Origin of the sequence: Methylibium sp. (assembly GCF_013817365.1) — a bacterium.
In the GTDB taxonomy this organism is placed as follows: domain Bacteria; phylum Pseudomonadota; class Gammaproteobacteria; order Burkholderiales; family Burkholderiaceae_C; genus Methylibium.
Window position 1 is genome coordinate 18,004 of the sequence record NZ_JACDCU010000002.1, and the last position, 22,825, is coordinate 40,828.

The 22,825-nt window shown below is 67.1% G+C and carries 21 protein-coding genes; 2 read left to right on the forward strand and 19 right to left on the reverse strand.

Annotated elements, in window-relative coordinates; all coding sequences use genetic code 11:
• The first annotated feature begins 135 nt into the window (after nt 1-135).
• Nucleotides 136-582 (forward strand): hypothetical protein, encoded by a 447-nt coding sequence (locus H0W38_RS00280; RefSeq protein ID WP_292450514.1) that lies wholly within the window; start codon nt 136-138, stop codon nt 580-582.
• 191 nt (nt 583-773) lie between these two features.
• Here H0W38_RS00280 and H0W38_RS00285 read toward each other — a convergent pair whose 3' ends face one another.
• From H0W38_RS00285 to H0W38_RS00375, 19 genes are all read right to left on the reverse strand, one after another.
• A complete protein-coding gene (locus H0W38_RS00285; RefSeq protein WP_292450515.1) occupies nt 774-2,822 on the reverse strand; it encodes an acetyl/propionyl/methylcrotonyl-CoA carboxylase subunit alpha in 2,049 nt (682 codons plus the stop codon).
• 13 nt (nt 2,823-2,835) lie between these two features.
• Entirely contained in the window at nt 2,836-3,465 is a 630-nt protein-coding gene (locus H0W38_RS00290) for a DUF4126 domain-containing protein (RefSeq protein ID WP_292450516.1), read from the reverse strand.
• A 3-nt stretch (nt 3,466-3,468) separates the two neighbouring features.
• A complete protein-coding gene (locus H0W38_RS00295; RefSeq protein WP_292450517.1) occupies nt 3,469-4,257 on the reverse strand; it encodes an enoyl-CoA hydratase/isomerase family protein in 789 nt (262 codons plus the stop codon).
• Between the two features lie 14 nt (nt 4,258-4,271).
• Entirely contained in the window at nt 4,272-5,417 is a 1,146-nt protein-coding gene (locus H0W38_RS00300) for an acyl-CoA dehydrogenase family protein (RefSeq protein WP_292450518.1), read from the reverse strand.
• A gap of 2 nt (nt 5,418-5,419) precedes the next feature.
• The gene (locus H0W38_RS00305; RefSeq protein ID WP_292450519.1) at nt 5,420-5,821 is read right to left on the reverse strand and encodes a PIN domain nuclease; all 402 of its coding nucleotides are present in this window, start codon (nt 5,819-5,821) and stop codon (nt 5,420-5,422) included.
• Complete coding sequence (locus H0W38_RS00310) at nt 5,818-6,084, reverse strand: type II toxin-antitoxin system VapB family antitoxin (protein WP_292450520.1); 267 nt, start codon at nt 6,082-6,084, stop codon at nt 5,818-5,820. The genes H0W38_RS00305 and H0W38_RS00310 overlap by 4 nt, the downstream gene beginning before the upstream one ends.
• A 37-nt stretch (nt 6,085-6,121) precedes the next feature.
• Entirely contained in the window at nt 6,122-7,759 is a 1,638-nt protein-coding gene (locus H0W38_RS00315) for a carboxyl transferase domain-containing protein (RefSeq protein WP_292450521.1), read from the reverse strand.
• Between the two features lie 113 nt (nt 7,760-7,872).
• Nucleotides 7,873-8,478, reverse strand: coding sequence for a 2-hydroxychromene-2-carboxylate isomerase (locus H0W38_RS00320; RefSeq protein ID WP_292450522.1), 606 nt, complete (start codon nt 8,476-8,478; stop codon nt 7,873-7,875).
• A gap of 34 nt (nt 8,479-8,512) precedes the next feature.
• Nucleotides 8,513-10,468, reverse strand: coding sequence for a TRAP transporter large permease subunit (locus tag H0W38_RS00325; RefSeq protein ID WP_292450523.1), 1,956 nt, complete (start codon nt 10,466-10,468; stop codon nt 8,513-8,515).
• Entirely contained in the window at nt 10,468-11,097 is a 630-nt protein-coding gene (locus H0W38_RS00330; protein ID WP_292450524.1) for a TRAP transporter small permease subunit, read from the reverse strand. The genes H0W38_RS00325 and H0W38_RS00330 overlap by 1 nt, the downstream gene beginning before the upstream one ends.
• A gap of 73 nt (nt 11,098-11,170) precedes the next feature.
• A complete protein-coding gene (locus H0W38_RS00335) occupies nt 11,171-12,295 on the reverse strand; it encodes a TRAP transporter substrate-binding protein (protein WP_292450525.1) in 1,125 nt (374 codons plus the stop codon).
• Between the two features lie 179 nt (nt 12,296-12,474).
• Nucleotides 12,475-13,932 carry a TrkH family potassium uptake protein gene (locus H0W38_RS00340; RefSeq protein ID WP_292450526.1) on the reverse strand — a complete coding sequence of 486 codons (1,458 nt, stop codon included), beginning with the start codon at nt 13,930-13,932 and terminating at the stop codon, nt 12,475-12,477.
• A complete protein-coding gene (gene trkA / locus H0W38_RS00345) occupies nt 13,933-15,336 on the reverse strand; it encodes a Trk system potassium transporter TrkA (RefSeq protein ID WP_292450527.1) in 1,404 nt (467 codons plus the stop codon).
• 130 nt (nt 15,337-15,466) lie between these two features.
• A complete protein-coding gene (locus H0W38_RS00350) occupies nt 15,467-15,940 on the reverse strand; it encodes a MaoC family dehydratase (protein ID WP_292450528.1) in 474 nt (157 codons plus the stop codon).
• Nucleotides 15,937-17,127 carry an acetyl-CoA C-acyltransferase gene (locus tag H0W38_RS00355; RefSeq protein ID WP_292450529.1) on the reverse strand — a complete coding sequence of 397 codons (1,191 nt, stop codon included), beginning with the start codon at nt 17,125-17,127 and terminating at the stop codon, nt 15,937-15,939. Before H0W38_RS00355 ends, H0W38_RS00350 begins: the two co-directional genes overlap by 4 nt.
• A gap of 80 nt (nt 17,128-17,207) precedes the next feature.
• Nucleotides 17,208-19,058: a bifunctional isocitrate dehydrogenase kinase/phosphatase gene (gene aceK / locus H0W38_RS00360; protein ID WP_292450530.1), complete on the reverse strand. Its 1,851-nt coding sequence runs from the start codon at nt 19,056-19,058 to the stop codon at nt 17,208-17,210.
• Nucleotides 19,059-19,252: 194 nt separating this feature from the next.
• Nucleotides 19,253-19,924 carry a carbonate dehydratase gene (gene can / locus H0W38_RS00365; RefSeq protein ID WP_292450531.1) on the reverse strand — a complete coding sequence of 224 codons (672 nt, stop codon included), beginning with the start codon at nt 19,922-19,924 and terminating at the stop codon, nt 19,253-19,255.
• Nucleotides 19,925-20,065: 141 nt separating this feature from the next.
• Nucleotides 20,066-21,313 carry an isovaleryl-CoA dehydrogenase gene (locus tag H0W38_RS00370; RefSeq protein WP_292450532.1) on the reverse strand — a complete coding sequence of 416 codons (1,248 nt, stop codon included), beginning with the start codon at nt 21,311-21,313 and terminating at the stop codon, nt 20,066-20,068.
• A gap of 49 nt (nt 21,314-21,362) precedes the next feature.
• Nucleotides 21,363-21,806 carry a MerR family DNA-binding transcriptional regulator gene (locus H0W38_RS00375; RefSeq protein ID WP_292450533.1) on the reverse strand — a complete coding sequence of 148 codons (444 nt, stop codon included), beginning with the start codon at nt 21,804-21,806 and terminating at the stop codon, nt 21,363-21,365.
• Between the two features lie 122 nt (nt 21,807-21,928).
• Here H0W38_RS00375 and H0W38_RS00380 point away from each other — a divergent pair.
• Nucleotides 21,929-22,825, forward strand: an 897-nt coding sequence (locus tag H0W38_RS00380; RefSeq protein WP_292450534.1) for an MBL fold metallo-hydrolase, incomplete at its 3' end; no start/stop codon positions are given.

Below are 22,825 nucleotides of genomic sequence, written 5' to 3' on the forward strand. Positions count from 1 at the left end.
AATACCTCACGGAAATCTGCCTCGCGCTAGCGGAAAATTCGTTCAACCCCCCGACCCGGGGCGCGTCGTCACCATTGTGCGGGGTGGGCAAACACGCCGCCGAGACGCAGCATCGACGCATTCGTGGAGCCTGCCTTGACCGCCCTGACCCGCCTGCATCTTGCCACCCGCATTCATCTCGCGCTGCTGCGCGAACTCAAGCAGGGCATCGACGTGCGCCGGATGCTGAGCGAGCGCGACTACGCCGAAGAAGTGCTCGAGATCTGCCGCGGCATCGACGACCTGGCCTTGCTGGAAATGGCCGACCGCTTCGACGACGAGAGCGCCGCCGAGGATGCGAAGGCGCACATGGCCGAGGCGGCGCAACGCGCACGGGCGGCATTGGCACAGATCCCGAAGCGTGCGTTCGCCGTGCCGCAGGATCTGGCTTGGTCGCGCCACACCAGCGGCTTCGGCGTCACGCAGGCACCGGCCGGGCTCGAGTCCGCACCGGCGTCGCTCGAGCCGACGAACGCACCGCGGTCCCGATTCGCGCCAGCCGACTGGCTGCGTCTGGCCAAGCAGCGCGGCGCGCGTCACTGATCGGCGGCAAAGCGCAGACATATCGAGCGGCGGCACCCATGCCGCTGAACCGCGCCGCAATCAGGTCTCGATGCCACGCGGCAGCAGAGCGAGCCTTCCGCAGCGCCTCGCGTTTGCAAAGGCAACACCGCTCTGCAGGATCCGCCAAGAGATGAGTCGCGGCGGGAGTTGCGCGCCTCGTCCTTCGTGCTTTATTGCTCTTCGAGGTCCAGCAAGGCTTCGCCCTCGGCGACCTGGTCGCCCGCTGCGAAGCGCAGTGCAGCGACCACGCCGTCGCTCGGCGCATTGAGCGTGTGCTCCATCTTCATCGCCTCCATCACTGCGAGCGGCTGTCCGCGAGATACACGCTCTCCCGGCTGAGCAAGAAAGGCGATCACCTTGCCGGGCATCGGCGCCGTCAGGCGCCCGGCCTCGGCGACTTCGCCGGCGTGCGCCAGCACATCGACCTCGCGCAGCAAGGCCGAGCCCTCGGGTGCGAATACCGCGACGTTTTCGCCGACGGTGTAAACAGCCAACGCCAGGCGGCGTTCGCCCAGCCGCACGTCGTAGCGGTCACGCCCGGCCTCTACGGCGAGCGGCAAGGCGGTGAATGCATAGCGCTCGCCGCCGACCTCGAGTTGCATGGCTGCGTCGTGGCTGCGCTCGAGTGCCACGCTGTGACGACCGCCCGCGTGGTCGATCTCGAAGCGCCGCACCGCCGCGCCGAACAGTCGCCACCCGTCGCGGCGCGACCAGGGGTCGGCATCCTCGGCGGCGCGCTCCAAGGCCAGCGCGTGCGCGGCCACACCGGCTGCAGCCACCGGCAATGGCAGGGCCGGCACATCGAACAGCGCGGCGCGTTCGCGCTCGATCAGTGCGGTGTCGAGTTCGGCCTTCGCGAACGAGGCGCTCAGCACCACGCGACGCAGAAAGGCAGCATTGGTGTGCGGGCCGACGATGTGGGTCTGCGCCAATGCGGCGTCGAGCCGGGCCAGGGCCTGCTCGCGGTCCTCGCCCCAGACGATGAGCTTGGCGATCATCGAGTCGTAGTGCGGCGACACCGTGTCGCCCTCGCCGAAGCCGGCGTCCACGCGCACCGGTGCAGGATCGTGAGCGCTCTGGGCGTCGGCATTGCGGCGGAACGCCACATGAGCCGGCCAGCGCAGCACCGCCAGCGCGCCGGTCGAAGGCAGAAAGTCGGCTTCCGGGTTCTCGGCGCACAGGCGCGCCTCGATCGCATGGCCGTGGATCTCTAGGTCGTCCTGCGCCAGCGGCAGCGGCTCGCCCGCAGCCACGCGCAGCTGCCACTCGACCAGGTCCAGGCCGGTGATGGCCTCTGTGACCGGGTGCTCGACCTGCAGGCGCGTGTTCATCTCCATGAAGTAGAAGCGCCAGCCCTCGGGCCGGCCGTAGCCGAGCGTCTGCTCGACGATGAACTCGACCGTGCCGGCGCCCACGTACCCGACCGCCTGCGCGGCCTTCACGGCCGCCTCGCCCATTTCGCGGCGCCGCTCGGGCGTCATGCCAGGCGCGGGCGCCTCCTCGAGCAGTTTCTGGTGGCGTCGCTGCACGGAGCAGTCACGCTCGAACAGGTGCACGCAGCGGCCCTGCGCGTCGGCGAAGACCTGGATCTCGACATGCCGTGGGCGCTGCACATAGCGCTCGATCAACACCGCGTGATCGCCGAAGCTGCTCACGGCCTCACGCCGGCAGGAGGCCAGCGCGGTCGCGAATTCGACCTCGCTCGCCACCACGCGCATGCCCTTGCCACCACCGCCGGCACTGGCCTTGATGAGCACCGGGTAGCCGATTCGCGCGGCCTCGCGCTGCAGCAGGGCCGGGTCCTGATCGGCGCCGTGGTAGCCGGGCACCAGCGGCACGCCGGCTGCCTCCATCAGCCGCTTCGACTCGGCCTTCAGACCCATTGCGCGAATGGCGCCAGGCGGCGGCCCGATGAACACGACGCCGGCGCCGCCGCAGGCCCGAGCGAAGGCCTCGTTCTCACTGAGGAAACCGTAGCCCGGGTGCACGGCTTGCGCGCCGCTCGCAAGCGCTGCTTCGAGGATGCGCTCAAGGCGCAAGTAACTCTCGCGCGGCGCCGCGCCGCCGATGTGCAGCGCCTCGTCGCAGGCGAGCACGTGTTTCGCGCCGACATCGGCATCGGAGTACACCGCGACGGTGGCAATGCCCAGGCGCCGCGCGGTCGCGGCGACCCGGCAGGCGATCTCGCCGCGGTTGGCGATCAGGATTTTCTTGAACATGTGGTCCTTCTCGTCACGCCGGCGTCGAAGGCGTCATGCCGTACAGCGTCTTCAAACGCGCCCACAGACGCACCAGAAACTTCGACAGCAGCCACACCACCACGAGCATCACGACCACAGCCAACGCCACGACGGCCAGCGCCAAGAGCGGCTGCTCGAAAGCCAGCCACAGCACCGACGGCACCGCCATGTCCCCCAGCAGCGACAGGCCGATGTTGGAGAACGGCTCCGGCGACGTGTTGGCCGCCGCCCGCGTGGTTGCCTTGGCCGCATGGCTGGTGGCGGCCAAGGTGCCGCCGAGGAGCGCGGCGAGCGTGGCGGCGGTGGCCTGGTCGGCGCCGAACACGCCCGCCGCGAGCGCCGCACCGGCGGGAATGCGCACCACCGTGTGAACCAGGTCCCAGAGAGAATCGAGCCCCGGGATCTTGTCGGCGAAGAATTCGACGAACAGCATGAAACCGCTGCCCGCCAGCAGGGCCGGGTGCTGGAGCACCTGCAGCCCAGGCGGCAACTCGACCCAGCCGGCGTACCCGGCCAGGCCCGTGAACGCCAGCACCGCGTACAGGCGCAGCCCGCTGGCCCAGCCCAGTGCGGCGGCCAGCGCGATCAGCTCGGGGGTGCCCAGGGCCTGCAAGGCGTCCATGTCTCAGGCGCGCCAGCGCGGCGGCGTCTTGTCGAGGAAGCTTTGCAGGCCGTGGCGGCCGTCGTCGGAGGCGCGGGCGTCGGCGATGAGTGCTGCCGTGCGTGCGACCAGGGCCGCATCGATCGGCCGGTCGGTGACCTCGTGCAGCAGTTGCTTGCACGCAGTCAGGGCCTGCGGGCTTGCGCCAAGCAGCGCGCTGGTCCAGGCCTCGACGCATGCGTCGAGTTGATCCGACGCCGTCACTGCCTGAACGAAACCCAGGCGCAACGCGGTGGCCGCGTCGAAGCGCTCGGCTGTGAGCATGTAGCGCTGCGCCGCGCGCGCGCCCAGCGCACGGATCACATACGGGGCGATCGTGGCCGGCACCAGGCCGAGCTTGACTTCGGTGAGGCAGAAGTGCGCCGTGTCCGCCGCCACTGCCAAATCGCACGCGGCCACCAGCCCCATGCCGCCCGCGTAGGCGTCGCCCTGCACGCGGGCGATGGTCGGCTTGCGGCAGCTCGCGATGCTGCGCAGCATGTCGGCCAGACGCGCGGCATCGCCGAGGTTTTCGTCGCGCGAATACTCGGCCATGCGGCGCATCCAGTGCAGGTCGGCGCCGGCGCAAAAAGCCGGGCCCTGCGCCGCCAGCACGATCACGCGCACGCCGTCGTCGGCGTCGAGTTCACGGAATGCGCGCGTGAGCTCGGCAATGGTTTCGTCGTTGAAGGCATTGCGCACGGCGGGGCGGTCGAGCGTCACGCGGGCCACTGCCGCGGCCGGCCGGTCGATGCGAATGGGGCTTTCGCTCATGTGAGATCGCTCCTTCAATAGCGCTTGGCGGCCTCGTCGAGCATCACCTCCGTGGCGCCGCCGCCGATCGCGAGGATGCGCGCATCGCGCCAGAGCCGCTCGATCGGCGTGCCGCGCATGTAGCCCATGCCGCCGTGGAACTGCTGGCAGGTCTGCACCACTTCGTTCACCAGCTCGCCGGTCAGCGCCTTGAGCATCGACACGTCCTGCACGGCGTCGTGCCCCTGCGTGACCCGCCAGGCGCAGTGGTACAGGTACTGGCGCGCCGCGCGCGTCTTCGCGTCGAGCAGTGCGAGTCGGTGGCGGATGACCTGCTTGTCCCACAGCGTTGCACCGAAGGCTTGGCGCAGGCGAACCTGTGCAAGCGTGAGCTTCAGGGCCTGCTGCGCATGACCGACCGCCATGGCGGCCAGCGCGATGCGTTCGGTCTGGAAGTTCTTCATCACCGCCTGGAAGCCGCGACCTTCCTCGCCGAGCAGGTTGGTGGCCGGAACGCGGCAGTTCTGGAACACGAGTTCTGCGGTGTCCGACGACAGCCAGCCGGTCTTGTCCAACGAGCGGCTCACGCTGAACCCGGGCGTGCCCTTCTCGACGATGAACATCGAGATCGCATGCCGCGCTTCGCCGGTGCGTGCGGCAATGAAATACAGGTCGGCGTGCACGCCGTTGGTGATGAAGAGCTTGCTGCCGTCGAGCACCCAGTGATCGCCGTCTCCGTCGGTGCCACGAACGGCACGCGTGCGCAGGCCGGCCACATCGGAGCCGGCGCCTGCTTCGGTGATACCGACGGCAGTGATCAGCTCGCCGCGCGTGATGCCGGGCATCCAGCGCTCGAGTTGGGCCGGTGAACCGGCATGCGCGAGATGCGGGCTCGCCATGTCGGTGTGCACCAGCACCGTGATGACGAAGCCGCCGAAGGTCGATTGCGACAGCGCCTCGGCAAACACCAGATTGGTCAGCGCATCGGCGCCGGCGCCGCCGTGTTCGGGAGCGTGCGTCAGGCCGAGCAAACCGGCGGCGCCGAGCTTGCGCAGCACCGCTCGCGGAACGCAGCCCGCCGACTCCCACGCTTCGCCGTGCGGCTCCACTTCACGTTCGAGGAAGCGCGCGACCTGGTCGCGCAGCAGTTCATGCTCAGGAGCGACGTAGATGCTGTCCATGGTCAATGGCGCCAGACCTTCAGGCCGCGAAGCGACTCCAGCGCGTCGAAGTCGCGGTCGCTGTGCAGCAGCGCGTAGTCGTGCTCGATGCAGTAGCTGGCCAATAAAACGTCGATCGGGCTGGCAATGGTGCGGCCGCGAGCGCGCAGTGCGCGGTAGTGCTGTGCGGCACGCTGCGCCTCGTTCTCGCCCCCGATCTCAACCACCGGCAAGGCGGCCAGTGTGCGCCGCGCGGCGTTGTAGTCCTTCTCGTCGCGAAAACCGCGCAGCACCTCGAACAGCACGAGATCGGCCATGGCCACCGGCGCGCCGCCGTCCTCGAGCAACTCCGTGAGCCTCGTCACCGAAGCAACGTCGCGGCCGTTGAAAAAGTCGATCCAGACCGAGGAATCGACGAGGATCATTTTCGGCGCGACTTGAGCGTGGACTCAGGTACTGCCACCGGCTCGGCCGAATAGCCTGGCTGCGGCTCCCGTGCGCTCAGCGCAGCAGCCTGCGGGATATCGTCCCAGCGCAACTTGCCGTGCAACGCGAGGATGTCGCGGTAGGCCGCCTTGCGGGCGAGCAGCTTGAGACCTGCTTCGACCGCCTCCTTCTTGGTCTTGAACGGTCCGGCCCGCATGGCCGCTTCGAGCAAAGCCTCTTCAATGACGATGTTGGTGCGCATGATGTGTATAGCAAAAGTATTACGTACACATCGTACATCACATCCGAAAAACTCCGAACCTCGGCTGCTCGGGAATCGGCGCGTTGAGACTGGCGCTGATCGCCAGAGCCAGCACGCGCCGCGTGTCGGCCGGATCGATGACGCCGTCGTCCCACAGCCGCGCGCTGGCGTAGTACGGATGCGCCTGCCGTTCGAACTGCTCGAGGATGGGATCCTTGATCGCGCGTTCCTGCTCGTCGGACCAGTCGCCACCCTTGGCCTGCACCGAATCCCGGCGCACGGTGGCGAGCACGCTGGCCGCCTGCTCGCCGCCCATCACACCGATGCGCGCGTTCGGCCACATCCACAGAAAACGCGGCGAGTACGCGCGGCCGCACATGCCGTAGTTGCCGGCACCGAAGCTGCCGCCGATGATGACGGTGAACTTGGGCACGGTGGCAGTGGCCACCGCCGTGACCATCTTTGCGCCGTGCTTGGCGATGCCCTCGCTCTCGACCTTCTGGCCGACCATGAAGCCGGTGATGTTCTGCAGGAAGACGAGCGGCACCCGGCGCTGGCAGCACAGCTCGATGAAGTGCGCGCCTTTGAGGGCGGACTCGGAGAACAGGATGCCGTTGTTGGCGACGATGCCGACCGGCAGGCCCTCGATGTGTGCGAAGCCCGTCACCAGCGTGACGCCGTAGCGTGCCTTGAACTCGTCGAACTCGGAGCCGTCGACGATGCGGGCGATGACCTCGCGCACGTCGTAGGGCTTGCGGGCATCGAGCGGGATCACGCCGTGCAACCCGGCCGGGTCGTGCTTCGGCGGCCTCGGCTCGCGCAGCAGCAGGGGCTGCGGCTTGCGGCGATTGAGCGTGCCGACGATCTGACGCGTCAGCGCCAGGGCATGCGTGTCGTTCAGCGCCAAGTGGTCGGCCACGCCCGACAGGCGCGTGTGCACATCGCCGCCGCCCAGCGCCTCGGCGCTGATCACCTCGCCGATGGCGGCCTTCACCAGCGGCGGGCCGCCGAGGAAGATGGTGCCCTGCTCCTTGACGATGACGGTCTCGTCGCTCATTGCCGGCACATAAGCGCCGCCGGCCGTGCAGGAACCCATGACCACCGCGATCTGCGGGATGCCCTGCGCGGACATGTTGGCCTGGTTGTAGAAAATGCGGCCGAAGTGGTCGCGGTCCGGGAACACCTCGTCCTGGTTCGGCAGGTTGGCCCCGCCGCTGTCGACGAGGTAGATGCAGGGCAGGCGGTTCTGCTCGGCCACTTCCTGTGCGCGCAAGTGCTTCTTCACGGTCAGCGGATAGTAGGTACCGCCCTTGACCGTGGCGTCGTTGCAGACGATGAGGCATTCGACACCGTTGACGCGGCCGATGCCGGTGATGAGCCCGGCGCAGGGGGCGGCATCGCTGCCGTCCTTGTCGGTGTAAACGTTCATCGCAGCGAGCGGTGCGATCTCCAGAAACGGTGTGCCGGGGTCGAGCAGCAGTTCGACCCGATCCCGCGGCAGCAGCTTGCCGCGCGCCAAGTGCCTGGCACGGGCGGCGCGGCTCGTGTCGGTGTCGCCACCGAGCGCGATGCGCGCCAGCCGCTCGTTCAAGTCATCGACCAGCGATCGCATCGCGGCGGCATTGGCCTTGAACTCCTCGGCGCGCGGATCGAGCTTGGATTCGAGGGCCGGCATCAAATCTCCTGCGTGCAGCGCGGGCCGCTCGGCCGCATTTGGTTGACGTTTACGTCAACGTCAACGTCAACCCATTCTAGCCAGCCCTCGAGGGCGCCCGAGAGTTCGGACCGCTAGAACGGCCCGCTCGACAGCCAGCGCTCGATCTGCGGCTTACGGTCGTTGCCCCAGAAGAGCTCGCCGTCGATGACGAAAGCGGGCGCGCCGAAGATGCCGGCGGCAATGGCCGCGTCGTTCTCCGCCTTCAGGCGCTCTTTCCAGACCGGGTCGCTCCATGCCGCCTCGGCGGCCGGCGCGTCGAGGCCGGTCTCGACGCACAACGCGCGCAGGCTGCCGGCGTCGCTCAGCACCACGCCCCGCGTGAAGTAGGCGCGCAGGCCGGCATGGGCCCAGGCCGCAGCGCTTGCTTCGTCTTGCGCATGCAGCCACCAGAACACTCGCGCGGCGTTCTGTGTCGGGATCGGGAACTGCGGTGGCGCCACGTACGGCACGCCCTCGAAGCGCGCTGAGCGCTGAAAGTCCGCCACCGAATACTCGCGCTTGAGCGGGTGGGAGACCGGGCTCTTCAACTCGGCGGCCTGAAAGGTTGCGCCGAGCAGGATCGCGTGCCAGCGCACGGTGCGTCCGTAGCGCGCCGCAACCGCCTCGACCCACTCGCTCGCAATATACGAGTAGGGCGAGGAAAAATCGAAATAGAACTCGACCGGTGCTTGGCTCATCGACGTGATCGCCTCGACCGGTCGGCTCTGTCGCTCACTTGTACAGCACGCTGGGCAGCCACATCCCGATAGCCGGGAAGTTGTACAGCAGGATGATCGCCACGACCTGGATGCCCATGAACGGCATCATGCCCGCGAAGATCTGGTTGAGCGTCACGTGCTTGGGCGCCACACCCTTCAAATAGAACGCGCTCATTGCCACCGGCGGGCTGAGGAAGGCCGTTTGCAGGTTCAGTGCCACCAGCAAGCCAAAGAACAGCGGATCGACGCCGAAGTTGTCGAGCAGCGGAATGAAGATTGGCATGAAGATCACGATGATCTCCGTCCATTCCAGCGGCCAGCCGAGCACGAAGATGATGACTTGGCTCAGGATCAAGAACTCGGTCGTGGTGAGGTCCATGCCGAGCACCCAGGTCTCGACCAGCGCCTGCCCGCCCAACAGCGCGAAGGCAGCGGAGAAGATGGCCGAGCCGACGAACAGCCAGCACACCATCGCCGTGGTCTTGGCGGTGAGGAAGACCGACTCCTGCACCATTTTCAGATTGAGCTGACGGTAGGCGGCGGCAAGGACGAAGCCGCCGAGCGCACCCATAGCCGCCGCCTCGGTCGGCGTGGCCAGGCCGAAAACAATGGAGCCGAGCACCGCCATGATCATGATCAGGAGCGGGAAGAAGCTCGACAGCAGCATCTTGAAGATCTCGAGCCTGGCGAAGCTCAGCAGCAGGTAGTAAGCCGCCATGGCGACCGCGCCCACGGCCAGACCGATCCAGTAGCCGGCCGGGGCGGGTTGCGTGGTGGCGCCAGCACCCGGTGCCGGTTTCGCCGGGGTACCTGGCTTCGTCGAGCCAGGGACCGGTGGCTCTGCGACCGCTGCAGCGCCGGGAGGTTCGCTCAACCCTCCTTCAACGGGCGGTTCCTGCACCCCGCTCGTGGGCGGCTCCTGCAGGCCGCCGACGCTGGGAGCATCCGACTCGTAGGCAACCGCGCCGATCTGCTGCAGCCCGGTGTATGTCACGACTGGAACGACACGGGTCGCCGTCTGATAACTCCACACCGCGACCACCAGAAACAGCAGTGCCGGCATCAACGCGATGAAGAGTTGCCTCAGCAGATAGCCGGTCGGCACGTCGTGGTTGCGCTTGCCCTTCAGGGCCGTCATCAACACAGGCAGCGCACGCCGCTCGCCAGTGGCGCCGACGCGCTCCAGCGGTGCGGGCAACGGCACGATGCGCTGCTCCGCAGTCAGCGGCGGAGCCCACTGCGGCTTGAGCTTTGCGACGACGATGAAGTAGAGGATGTACAGCCCGGCCAGCATCACGCCCGGAAAGAAGGCCCCTGCATAGAGCTGCACCACCGACACACCGGCGGTTGCGCCATAAACAATGAGCAGCACGGAGGGTGGGATCATGATGCCGAGGCAGCCACCCGCGGTGATGGCACCCGCCGACAACTGCACGCTGTAGCCGGCGCGCAGCATGGCCGGCATGGCGAGCAGGCCCATCAGGGTCACGACCGCACCGACGATGCCTGTGGCGGTGGCGAAGATTGCGCAGGTCACCAGCGTAGCCACACCGAGCGAACCGGGAACGCGTGCGAGCGAAAGATGCAGGCTCTTGAAGAGCTTTTCGATCAGGTTGGCGCGCTCGACCAGGTAACCCATGAACACGAACAGCGGCACCGCGATCAGCACGTCGCTGTACATCACCGAATAGGCCCGCTGCACCATCAGGTCCAGCGTCTGCGTCGTGGCTCCACCTATGGTCTGCCGGCCCGAGTGGTAGGCGAAGAAGGCGAACAGCATGCCCATGCCCATCAGCGTGAAGGCGGTCGGGAAGCCCAGCATGATCGCCACCACCACCAGCCCGAGCATCAGCAGGCCCAGGTGGCCGTTGGTGATGACCGGCGCCGACAGCAGCATGTAGGCCGCGCCCGCGACCAGGATCGCCATCAGGCTGAAGCCGAACCACAGTTCCTTGCGCAAGGTCGGCATCACGCACCCTCCTGGCGTTGTGCAGGGGGCAGCAGGCTCTTGTCGCGAGCCTCGATGTCGGCATCTTTCACGTGAACCATCTCTCTCAACTGATCGACGTCGACCTCCTCGACGTCCTCCTCGCGGGACGGCCAGGCGCCCTCGCGCAGGCAGACCACGCACCGGATGATTTCAACGAAGCCTTGCAGCAGCAGAACGGCGCCGGCGATCGGAATCACGAACTTGAACGGATAGACCGGAATGGGGTCGGCGTTGAAGGTCTGTTCTCGCATCGCGAGCGATTCCTGGCCGAACGTCCAGCCGGCCCAGGTCAGCGCCAACACGCCGGGCAAGAAGAAAACGATGTACAGCACCAGGTCGATCGTCGCCTGGGTGCGCGGGCGGAAGAAGCCGTAAAGCACGTCGCCGCGCACGTGGCCGTTCTTGCTCAGAGTGTAGGCGCCGGCCGTCATGAAGAGCGTGCCGTACAGCATGATCTGGGCATCGAGCACCCAGGCGTGCGGCTCGTTGAGCACGTAGCGCGAGAACACTTCCCAGCTGATCAGTGCCGTGAGTGCCACGGCCAGCCAGGCGAAAACTTTGCCGAACCAGGTGGAGAAGCGATCCACCGCCAATAAGGTTTTTTGCATCTGTACTTCTCCGATCCCTCGCCTCAAAAAAACGGGGGCGCCGCTGTCGGCGCCCCCGCATTGTCACGCTCGTTCAGGACTTGGCGGCGCGTCCGAAGTAGTGGTTGTAAGCCATCTTGAAATCGACCGTGTAGTCGTTTTGCCATTGGCCGGCGCGCTGGGCATAGGCCTTCTGCGAATCGAGCACCTTCTTGAAGAGGGCGTTCTCGCCGGCCTTCTTGGCAATGGTCTTGTCCCATGACTCGAGCTGGGCACGCAGGATGGCATCGGGCGTCTTGTAGAACTTGACGCCGTCCTTCTTCAACGCAATGTAGTCCTGCGAGTTGCGCTCCACGGCCTTCCAGCTCATGTCGGCACTGGCCGCCTGGACACCGTAGTCGATGATCGACTTGAGTTCAGCCGGCAGCGCCTCGAGCTTGCCCTTGTTGAACAAAATCTCGAACTGCTCGCCGCTCTGGTGGAAGCTTTGCAGCATGCAGTTCTTGGCCACGTCTGGAAAGCCGAGCAGCCGGTCGCTCGATGCGTTGTTGAACTCGGCCGCGTCAATCAGGCCGCGGTCCAGCGCGGGCACGATCTCGCCGCCCGGCAGCGGGTTGACGGCCATGCCCATGTCGGTGAACACGTCGACCGCCAGGCCGACGGTGCGGAACTTCAGGCCCTTCAGGTCTTCGACCTTGGCGACCGGCTTCTTGAACCAGCCCAGCGGCTGCGTGGGCATGGGGCCGTACAGATAGGACACGACATCCAGGTTCAGGCTCTTGTAGATTTCGGTGAGCAGGTCCTTGCCGCCGCCGTAGTTGTGCCAGGCCAGCAGCATGTTGGGGTCCATGCCGTACGCCGGGCCGGAACCCCACAGCGCAAGGGCCGAATTCTTGCCGTAGTGATAGGCAACCACGCCGTGGCCGCCATCGAGCGTGCCCTTGTTGACTGCGTCGAGCAGCTGGAAAGCGGGCACCACGGCGCCAGCCGGCAGCACTTCGATCTTCAGACGCCCACCCGCCATGTCGTTGACCTTCTTGGCGAAGTCGAGCGCGTACTCGTGGAAGATGTCCTTCGACGGCCAAGTGCTCTGGAAGCGCAGCGACGTGGTCTGCGCGATCGACACCATCGGCGCGGCCATCGCCGCAGCACCGACAGCTCCGGCTGACGCAGTTTTCAGGAAGCGGCGGCGTTGCGAGGGGGTCTTCTTCACGGTCATTGGTTTCTCCTGGGGGGTTGGTACGCGCTGGGCGACTCCTGCGTGGCAGGACAACGTTTCAGCATCTGGAACAGCAGTAATCCTACTTATGCCCGGCTCGAAGCGCGCCGGCATTTACCCGAATGGGCGTCACGTCGCGCTCCTCCCCCCCCGTAGCGGGGGCCGGGCCGACGGTTTCTTCACCCACGCCAGAACTGGCGCGTGAAGAGCACCAGCACCGCCAGCAACTCGAGCCGGCCCAGCATCATGCCGAAGGTGCAGACCCAGGTTTGAAAGTCCGAGAAGCTGCCGTAGTTGTGGACCGGCCCCACAGTGCCCAGGCCGGGACCGATGTTGTTGACGCAGGCCACCACGGCGGTGAAGGCGGTCACCACGTCCAGGCCGCTGAACAGCAGCAGCATGGTCAGCGTCACCAGGGTGGCGCCGTAGATCATCATGAAGGCCAGCACGCTGTGGATGACCTTGGGGCTGACCACCGCACGGCCGATCAACACCGGGTTGACGACATTGGGGTGCACGATGCGCACGAGTTCGCGCCGCGCCTGCTTGAGCAGCACCAGCAGCCGGATCATCTTGATGCCGCCGCCGGTAGAGCCTGCGCAGGTGGCAAAACAGCCCAGCAGCAGCATCAGGAACGGCGCGAAAAGCGGCCACTGGGTGTAGTCGGCCGAGGCATAGCCGGTGGTGGTGGCGATCGAGACGACGTGAAAGACGCTGTAGCGCAGCGCCTGTCGGTAACTCTCGTAGGTTCCATTGGTCGTGAGGTAGACGGAAATCAGAAGCACCGCGCCGATCACGACCGCATAGAAGGCGCGCACCTCGACGTCGCGCCACAGGATGCGCAGCGAACCCTGGCGCCAGGCCAGGAAGTACAGCGCGAAGCTCACGCCCGACAGCATCATGAAGACGACTGCCACCGCCTCGATGGCCGGCGAGTCCCAGTAGCCGAAGCTCAGGTCGTGCGACGAGAATCCTCCCAAGCCCATGGTGGTGCACATGTGCATGAAGGCGTCGGCCCAGCTCATGCCGGCCAGGCGATACGCGAAGAAGCACAGCACGGCGAACACGAAATAGATCACCCACAGGCCGCGCGCCGTCTCAGCAATGCGGGGCGTGAGCTTCTGGTCTTTCATCGGCCCCGGCATTTCGGTCTTGAAGAGCTGCGTGCCGCCCACGCCCAGCAGCGGCAGGATGGCCACCGCGAGCACGATGATTCCCAGGCCGCCGACGAGCTGCAGGAAGCAGCGCCAGACGTTGACCGACAGCGGCAGCGCGTCGAGCCCGCTGAGCGCCGTGGCCCCGGTGGCGGTGAAGCTCGACATCGCCTCGAAGTAGGCATCGGTGACCGACAGGCTCGGCATGGCCAGCAGCAACGGCAGCGCACCGAAGGCCGGCAGCAGCAGCCAGGTCAGGGTGACGAGCACGAAGCCGTCGCGCGACTGCAGCTCGCGGCGAAAGCGCCGCGCCGAGATCACCATGGCGGCTCCGGCAGCCAGGGTCAGCGCGGTGGCGGTCATGAAGGCGCCCTTGGCGGCATCGTCGCCGACCACCGCGAAAGCCAGCGGCACCAGCATGAGCAGCGCGAACAGCAGCACGAAGCGGCCGACCAGCGCGAAGACGGCAAGCGGGCTGAGCATCTAGAAGAACGTTGCGCTGACCTGCAGCAGCTTCTCGACCTGGCGCACCATGCGTTTTCTCGGCAGGAACACGACGATGTGATCGTCGGCCTCGATCACCGTGTCGTGGTGCGGGACGATGACCCGCGCGGCGTCGCCTTCGCCGCGCACCACCACGCCGATCTGTGCGCCGGCGGGCATGGCGATCTCCTCGATGCGCCGGCCGACCACCTTGGAGCTCTTGCGGTCGCCGCGCACCACCGCCTCCAGCGCCTCGGCTGCACCCCGGCGCAGGCTGTGAACCACCTCGACGTCGCCGCGGCGCACGTGCGCGAGCAGCTCGCCAATCACGGTTTGCGCCGGCGACAGGGCGATGTCGATCTGCGTGCCCTGCACCAGATCGGCGTAGGCCCGGCGGTTGATCAGCGCCAGCACGCGGCGCGCGCCCATGCGCTTGGCCATCAAGCAGGCCATGATGTTGTCCTCGTCGTCGCTGGTCAGCGCGAGAAAAAGGTCGGTGTCCTGCACGTTCTCGTTTTCCAGCAGCTCCTCGTCGGTGGTGTCGCCGTTGAGCACCAGCGCGTCGCTGGGCAGCTGCGTGCTGAGGTATTCGCAGCGCACGGCGCTGGCCTCGACGATCTTGACCTGGTAGTCGCCCGCGATCTGGCGCGCCAGCCGCAGGCCGACGCGGCCGCCGCCGGCGATCATCACTTTGCGGACCGGCTGATCACGGTGCCGCAAGGCGTCGAGCACGCGGCGGATGGCCTCGGTGGAGGCCAGCACGAACACTTCGTCGCCAGGTTCGATGCGTGTTGCGCCCTTGCAGATGACCTGGCGATCCTGGCCCTGAGCGTCGTTGCGGTAGATGGCCACGAATCGCATCTCCACTTCGGGCACCAGCCGCGGCAGCTCCGAGATGATGTGGCCCACCATCGGCCCGCCGGCGACTGCGCGCACGGCGATCAGGCTGACGCGGCCTTCGGCGAACTCCAGCACCTGCAGCGCCTCCGGATATTCGATCAGCTTCCTGATGTAGGTGGTGAGCGAGACCTCCGGCTGGATGACGTGATCGACGGCGAAGCCCGGTTTGCCCATCAGCTCGCTGCCGCCGGGAAACTCCGGCGAGCGCACGCGCGCGATCGTGGTGGCGATGCTGAACACGTCGTGCGCGATCTTGCAGGCCACCAGGTTGGTCTCGTCCAGCGGCGCGCAGGCGATCAGCATGTCGGCGTCTTCCGCGCCGGCCTCGCGCAGCACTGAGGGCTGGATGCCGTTGCCGGTGACGCCGCGCAGGTCGAGCCGGTCCTGCAGCGCGCGCAAGCGCTGCGGATCGAGATCGACGACGGTGATGTCGTTGCGCTCGGAGACCAGGCTCTCGGCCACGCTCTCGCCGACCCGGCCGGCTCCGAGGATGATGATGTTCATGCCGGGATGTTCACACGAGCGCGCCGCCGCGGGCGTCTCGCAGCCCCCTCGCTCGGGCGAGCGACGAAGCGGCCGCTGCGTGGCGCAACTGTCGGGCCGATGCAGCAGCATGCGGCGAGGACCGGTGCTTTCACGAGGCGGACTTGACCAGAAGCGTGGCCCGCGCCACCAGCGCCGGACGCGCGCGCGCCGTGGCAGCGCCGCCTTCGAGCACGAGCACGTGCCCGCCGAGCTTGCCGTTCCAGGCCACCTCGACAACTCGCCATCGCAGGCGGACCTCCTCGTTGGCGAAGATCGCACCGCGAAAGGCGAAATTGACGTGCAGCACCAGCACCTCGGCCGGGTGCGGTTCGGTGTCTTGAGCGAAGTGCGTGACCAGCAGGCCGAGCAGCATCGAGCTGGTGTGCTGGCCGCTGGCGATGACCTCGCCGAAGCGCGAACGCTGCGCCAGCGCGTCGTCGGTGTGCAGCGGGTTGGTGTCGCGGCAGGCGGCGGCAAAGGCGACGATGTCTTCGCGGCTGTAGCGGTCGATGCGCTCTATCGTGTGGCCGGGCTCGGCGGGCACGGTCGGCTGCGGGCGCTGCGGCTTGGAAACATCGCTCACAGCATCTCCACGGCCATTGCCGTCGCTTCGCCGCCGCCGATGCAAAGCGCCGCCACGCCGCGCCTGGCGCCGTGCTTGCGCAACGCGCCGAGCAGGGTGACAACGATGCGCGCGCCGCTCGCGCCGATCGGGTGGCCGAGCGCGCAGGCCCCGCCGTGGACGTTGACGCGATCGTGCGGCAGCTCGAACTTGGTCATCGCTGCCATCGTGACCGCGGCAAAGGCTTCGTTGATTTCCCAAAGATCGACCTCGGCCGTGCTCCAGCCGGTCTTCTTCAAGACCTTGTCGATCGCACTGACCGGCGCGGTGGTGAACCACTCGGGCGCCTGCGCATGCACGCTGTGCGCTCGAATGCGCGCGATCGGCGTGGCGCCGCGCTCGCGGGCGGTCGATTCGCGCATCAGCACCAGCGCCGCAGCGCCATCGGAGATGCTCGACGACGTGGCGGCGGTGATCGTGCCGTCCTTCGCGAAGGCGGTCTTCAGGCCGGGGATCTTGTCGAGCCGGGCCTTGAAGGGCTGCTCGTCCCGGGCGATCTTCACTTCGCCCGCCTTGCCGGAAAGCGTGACGGGCGCCATCTCCCAGTCGAAGCTGCCGTCGCTGTTGGCCTGGATTGCCCGCTCGGTCGAGGCGATCGCGAAGGCGTCCATTGCCTCGCGCGTGAAGCCGTACTTGCCCACGCACTGCTCGGCGAACACGCCCATCGCCTTGCCGCGCTGGTAGGCGTCTTCCAGGCCGTCGATGGCCATGTGGTCGTAGAGCGCGGCGGCGCCGTACTTGATGCCCTTGCGTGCGAAGGCGAGGTGCGGCGCATTGGTCATGCTCTCCATGCCGCCAGCCACGATCACCGAGGCCGAGCCGGCCACCAGCATGTCGTGGCCGAACATCATGGCGCGCATGCCCGAGCCGCACATCTTGGACAGCGTGACCGCGCCGGCGGAATCCGGCAGGCCGGCCTTGCGCATCGCCTGCCGCGCCGGCGCCTGGCCCTGGCCGGCCATCAGGCAGTTGCCGAACAGCACTTCATCGACCGCGTCGCCGGGCATACCCGCACGCTCGACCGCGGCGCGGATCGCGACGGCGCCGAGCTCCCAGGCCGCGAGCGTCGAGAAGTCACCGAGCAGGCCGCCGATCGGCGTGCGGGCGGCGGAAACGATGACGATGGGGTCCGGGTGGGATGGGGACATCACAGCTCCTGTGGCTACGGAAAGAGAAGCGGAAAGGAAACGAAGTTTGAAACTGAGGGCGAGGTGCCGGCAGCCCTGGATCAGATCGGATTGCGATCGAGCTCCGAGTGCCCTGCCGCAGCAGCCGGCGGCAGCCCGTCGCCGGCCTGGAAGCTGCTGAACGGTGAGTCGCCGCGACGGCGGAAACGCTTGTTGCGCGCATAGGGAAACACATCGTGCACATGGCCGGCCAGGATGCGGTCCTTGTGGCTTTGCCAGAAGGCCGCCTCGAGCAGATCGGCGTGGTGCCGCATGAACACCTCTCGCACGGCGGGGTTGCCGAGCAGGAAGGGCTCGAAGGTCTCCGGAAACACGTCCCTCGCGCCGACGGAATACCAGACCTCCCCAGACATCTCCTCTTCCTCGTTGCGCGGCTCGGGCACCTTGCGGAAGTTGCAGTCGGAGAGGTACTCGATCTCGTCGTAGTCGTAGAACACGACCTTGCCGTTGCGGGTGATGCCGAAGTTCTTCCAGAGCATGTCCCCCGGAAAGATGTTGGCCGAGACCAAGTCCTTGATGGCATTGCCGTACTCGACGACGGCATGGGAAAGCTGCTCCGGCGAGGCTTCCTGCAGAAAGATGTTGAGCGGGATCATGCGCCGCTCGATGTAGACGTGGTGGATCACCAGGCTGTCGCCCTCCTCGACGAGCAGGCTGGGGCAGAAGTGCTTCAACTCGGCGATCAGTTCCTCGTCGAAGCGCTGGCGCGGAAAGGCCACGTCGCTGTACTCGAGCGTGTCGGCCATGCGGCCCACGCGGTCGTGGCTCTTGACCAGCAGGTACTTCCCCTTGATCTGCTCGCGCGTGGTTTCCTTTTGCGGCGGGTAGAAATCCTTGATGACCTTGAAGACGAAGGGAAAGCTGGGCAGGTCGAACACCAGCATCACCATGCCCTTGATGCCGGGCGCGATGCGGAAGTTGTCCGACGAGTGGCGCAGGTGATAGAGAAAATCGCGGTAGAAGACGTTCTTGCCCTGCTTGGCCAGCCCGAGCGCGTTGTAGAGCTCCCAGCGTGGCTTTCTCGGCATGAGGCTGCGCAGGAAGTGCACGTAGGCCGAGGGAATCTCCATCTCGACCATGAAGTAGGCGCGCGCGAAGCTGAACAGCAACAGCAGGTCGTCCTCGCCGAACAGCGCCGCGTCGATGACGAGTTGCCCGCGCGCGTTGTGCAGGATGGGCAGCGCGAAGCCGGTCTCGTGAAAGCCGTTGATGTACTTGCCGACGAGGTAGGCGCCCTTGTTGCGGAAGAACAGGCTGGAGAGCACCTGGATCTGGAAGTTGGCGCGCAGCTTCACCTCGCCGAGCTGGCTCTGCAGTGCCGCCAGCACGTACTCGACATCGCGGCCCAGGTCTTCGAACTCGCGGTCGAGCCGGTAGTTGTCGATGATGCGCAGCAGGGTCTCGCGCAGGTTCTCGCGGCTCGGGTAGTAAGCGCGGTGGGTCGGCTGCGCGGCCGGCTCGTCGTTCTCGATGTACTCGGTGCTGACCGCGGGGCGCACGAAGATGAATTCGTTGCGGAAGTAGCTGCGGTGCAGGATGCGGGTGGTGACCGAGTTGAAGAAGGTCTCGGCCAGCTCGGGCTGGTGGTGGTCGATCAGCAGGCCGATGTAGTAGAGCTTGACTTGCTGCCAGGTTTCGCGCGAGAGCACGCTCACCTGGAACTCGGTCTCGAGCCGTTCGGCCGCCTCGCCGACCCGCGCGTCGTAGAACTCGATGCGCATCGCCTGCGCGCGTTGCTGCCCATGCCAGTCGGCCGCCTCGAAGCGCTGCTTGGCTTCGGCGCTGGTCTGGCGAAAGAGCGTGTAGTGGCGGTCGAAGCCCTGGATCAGCGCCTGCGCAATGTCGAGCGCTCGCGGGTCGTTCAGGATCTGCAGGGAGGGAGCGCGTTCCATCTCAGTGGCTCTGCGGGACTGCCGAGACCGAAGTGTTCGCGCAAGCAAAGCCGGGAGCGGGGTCGCCGACGCAATGAACAAGCATTTCCTGAACGAAGTCGGCGGCCCCGCTTCCGCCTGCAAGCAGGGAAAGCTCGCCACCGCCACCGCAATCAGCCGACGGCAGGCCGCACCGATGCGCTGCAGCCGTCATTTCAGGCCTCCGCAGGCGACGCATACCGCGCCTTCACCGTGGCAAGCGCCTGCACGTAAGCGGTGTCGGTCTGCGTCGGCCCGGCCACGGTCATGGTCAGATCGTGCAGCCGGCCGTTGTTCAGGCCGTAGACCCAGCCGTGGATCACCACGGTCTGGCGGCGCTCCCAGGCGTCCTGCACGATGGTGGTCTGGCAGACGTTGACGGCCTGCTCCACCACGTTGAGCTCGCACAGCGCATCGACCCGGCGCTCGGGCGGCACGGTGTCGAGCCAGGTCTGGTGCTTCTTGCGCACGTCCTTCACGTGACGCAGCCAGTTGTCGGCCACGCCGACGCGCCGATCGGCCAGCGCCGCCACCACGCCGCCGCAGCCCGAGTGGCCGACCACAACGATGTGCTGCACGCCCAGCATGTCGACCGCGTACTGGATCACCGACAGACAGTTCAGATCCGAATGCACCACCACGTTGGCGACGTTTCGGTGCACGAACAGCTCGCCCGGCAGCAAGCCGACCAGCTCGTTGGCCGGCACGCGGCTATCGCTGCAGCCGATCCACAGGTATTTCGGCGCCTGCTGGCGCAGCAGGCGCGAGAAGAAACCGGGCTCGCGCGCTTCGGTGCGCTCGGCCCAGGCGCGGTTGTTGTCGAACAGTTCCTGGAGGTCGGTGCTCATTGACTACTCTCTTGCTGCGCGCTGCGGAAACTGCCCTGGCGCGGTCATGCAGGCTCATGCGGCGTATGCGCATGCGGCGAGCCGGGAGTTTACGGACTGACCGCCGCACGCGTGGTGAAGCCGCGTGCCCGGCGCGGTCAGTCACATGGTTTGCGCAAACAGCTCCCTGCCGATCAGCATGCGGCGAATCTCGCTCGTGCCGGCGCCGATCTCGTAGAGTTTGGCATCGCGCCACAGCCGCCCGAGGGGGTAGTCGTTGATGTAGCCGTTGCCGCCGAACACCTGGATGCCCTCGCCGGCCATCCAGGTCGCCTTCTCCGCGCACCAGAGGATGACGCTGGCGCAGTCCTTTCGAATCTGTCGCACATGCTCGGTGCCGAGCTTGTCGAGGTTCTTGCCGACCGTGTAGCAAAGCGCCCGCGCCGCCTGCAGCACGGTGTACATGTCGGCCACCTTGCCCTGGATGAGCTGGAACTCGCCGATGCTCTGGCCGAACTGCTTGCGGTCGTGGATGTAGGGCAGCACGTTGTCCATCACCGCCTGCATGATCCCGATCGGCCCGGCCGCGAGCACCGCGCGTTCGTAGTCCAGCCCGCTCATCAGCACCTTGGTGCCCTGGTTCAAGCCGCCGAGGATGTTCTCGGCCGGCACTTCGACGTTGCTGAACACCATCTCGCCGGTGTGCGAACCGCGCATGCCGAGCTTGTCGAGCTTTTGCGCGGTCGAAAAGCCCTTCATGCCCTTCTCGACGATGAAGGCGGTGATGCCGCGCGCGCCCCCGCCGGCCGACCGGCCGCCAGCAGGCCGGTGCGCCCCCTCTGGGGGCAGCGAAGCGTGGGGGCCCCCGTTCACCGGCTCCGTCTTCGCATAGACCACCATGGTGTCGGCGTCCGGGCCGTTGGTGATCCACATCTTGGTGCCGTTGAGCAGGTAGTGGCCGCCCTTGTCCTCGGCCTTGAGCTTCATGCCGATGACATCGCTGCCGGCGTCCGGCTCGCTCATCGCGAGCGCACCGACGTGCTCGCCGCTGATCAGCCTGGGCAGGTACTTCGTTCGCTGCGCTGCGTTGCCGTTTCGCTTGATCTGGTTGACGCAGAGGTTGGAATGCGCGCCGTAGCTCAGGCCCACGCTGGCCGAGGCGCGCGAGATCTCCTCCATGGCGACCATGTGCGCCACGTAGCCCATGTCGGCGCCGCCGTACTCCTCGGCCACGGTGATGCCGAGCACGCCCAGCTCGCCGAGCTTGCGCCACAGGTCCATGGGGAACTGGTCGCTCGAATCGATCTCGGCCGCGCGCGGCGCGATCTCGGCCTGGGCGAAGGCGCGCACGGTGTCGCGCAGCGCTTCGATGTCTTCGCCGAGATCGAAGTCGAGGCCGGGTGGCTGCATGAGGCGTCTCCTGAACTTGTGCGTTGTCCGTCGCTCGCCGAGGACCGGCTCAGGCCGCGGCTCGGGCGCGTCCGGCCCTGCGCTGCTCGCCCTGCGCGAGCAGGCGGCGCGCTTCCTTCTCGTGCGTGCGCACCTCGTCGAGCGTGGCCTGCAGGTCGGCGAGCTGCTGCTCGATTTGCTCACGGTGCTCGGCGAGCACGGCGAGGTACTTCTTCAGTTGCGGCACGGAGTCTCGCGGCGACTCGTACATATCGACGAGTTCCTTGATTTCCGCCAGCGAGAGCCCTAGCCGCTTGCCTCGCAGGGTGAGCTTGAGCCGGGTGCGGTCGCGCGCGGTGTACACGCGCTGGCGTCCTCCGGCGCCGCCGCGTGCCGGCGCCAGCAGGCCGCAGTCTTCGTAGAAGCGGATCGCGCGCGTGGTCAGGTCGAACTCGCGCGCCAACTCGCGGATCGTGAACGACGGTGATGTCTCGGAGACAGCGGGTGCGGGCATGGCTGCCTAGAATCGGTTGACGTTGACGTTGACGTTAACGTCAACTATAGCCGCGGGCCTGCAGCCGCGGCCCGCTATGCCGCCGCCCGCCGGCGCCGACCGATCACCATGGACTCATCGCGATGAACGCCCTCGAAATGCAGCTCGACTATCCGCACGGCGACACCTTGCCGGCACCCGGCACTGCGCTCGAGGTCGCCCCCGGCGTCAAGTGGCTGCGCATGGGCCTGCCCTTCGCGCTGGACCACATCAACCTGTGGTTGCTGCGGGACCGCCGGCAGGGCCCGGACGGACCGATAGAAGGCTGGGTCATCGTCGACTGCGGCATCGCCAGCGAGCCGACCCGCGAAGCCTGGGAACAGGTGTTCGCGACCCAGCTCGACGGCCTGCCGGTGCTGCGCGTGATCGTCACCCACATGCACCCCGACCACATCGGCCTGGCCGACTGGCTCACCTCGCGCTGGCAGTGCGATCTGTGGATGAGTGCCACCGACTACCACGCCGCCAAGCTGGCCACGCAAAGCACCACCGGCTTCGGCGGCGAGGCGGCCGCCGCCCACTTCGCGCGTCACGGGCTTGCCGATCCCGAGGCGCTGGACAAGGTGCGCCGGCGCTCGAACTACTACGCGTCGATGGTGCCCGCGGTGCCGCCGCGCTTTCACCGGCTGATGGACGGCCAGCGCCTCGTCATCGGGGCGCAGGAATGGCAGTGCCACGCCGGCTACGGCCATGCGCCCGAGCACATCGCCCTGCATTGCGGAGCGCTCGGCGTCCTGATCTCCGGCGACATGGTCCTGCCGCGCATCAGCACCAACGTGAGCGTGATCGACATCGAACCCGAGGCCGATCCGCTGGCGCTTTACCTGGCCTCCATCGAACGCCTGCGCGCCCCGCCCGCCGACACGCTGGTGCTGCCCTCGCACGGCCGCCCCTTCACCGGCCTGCACACGCGCATCGACCAGCTTCGAGACCACCATGCCGAGCGCTTCGCCGAGGTGATGACGGCCTGCGCCGAGGCG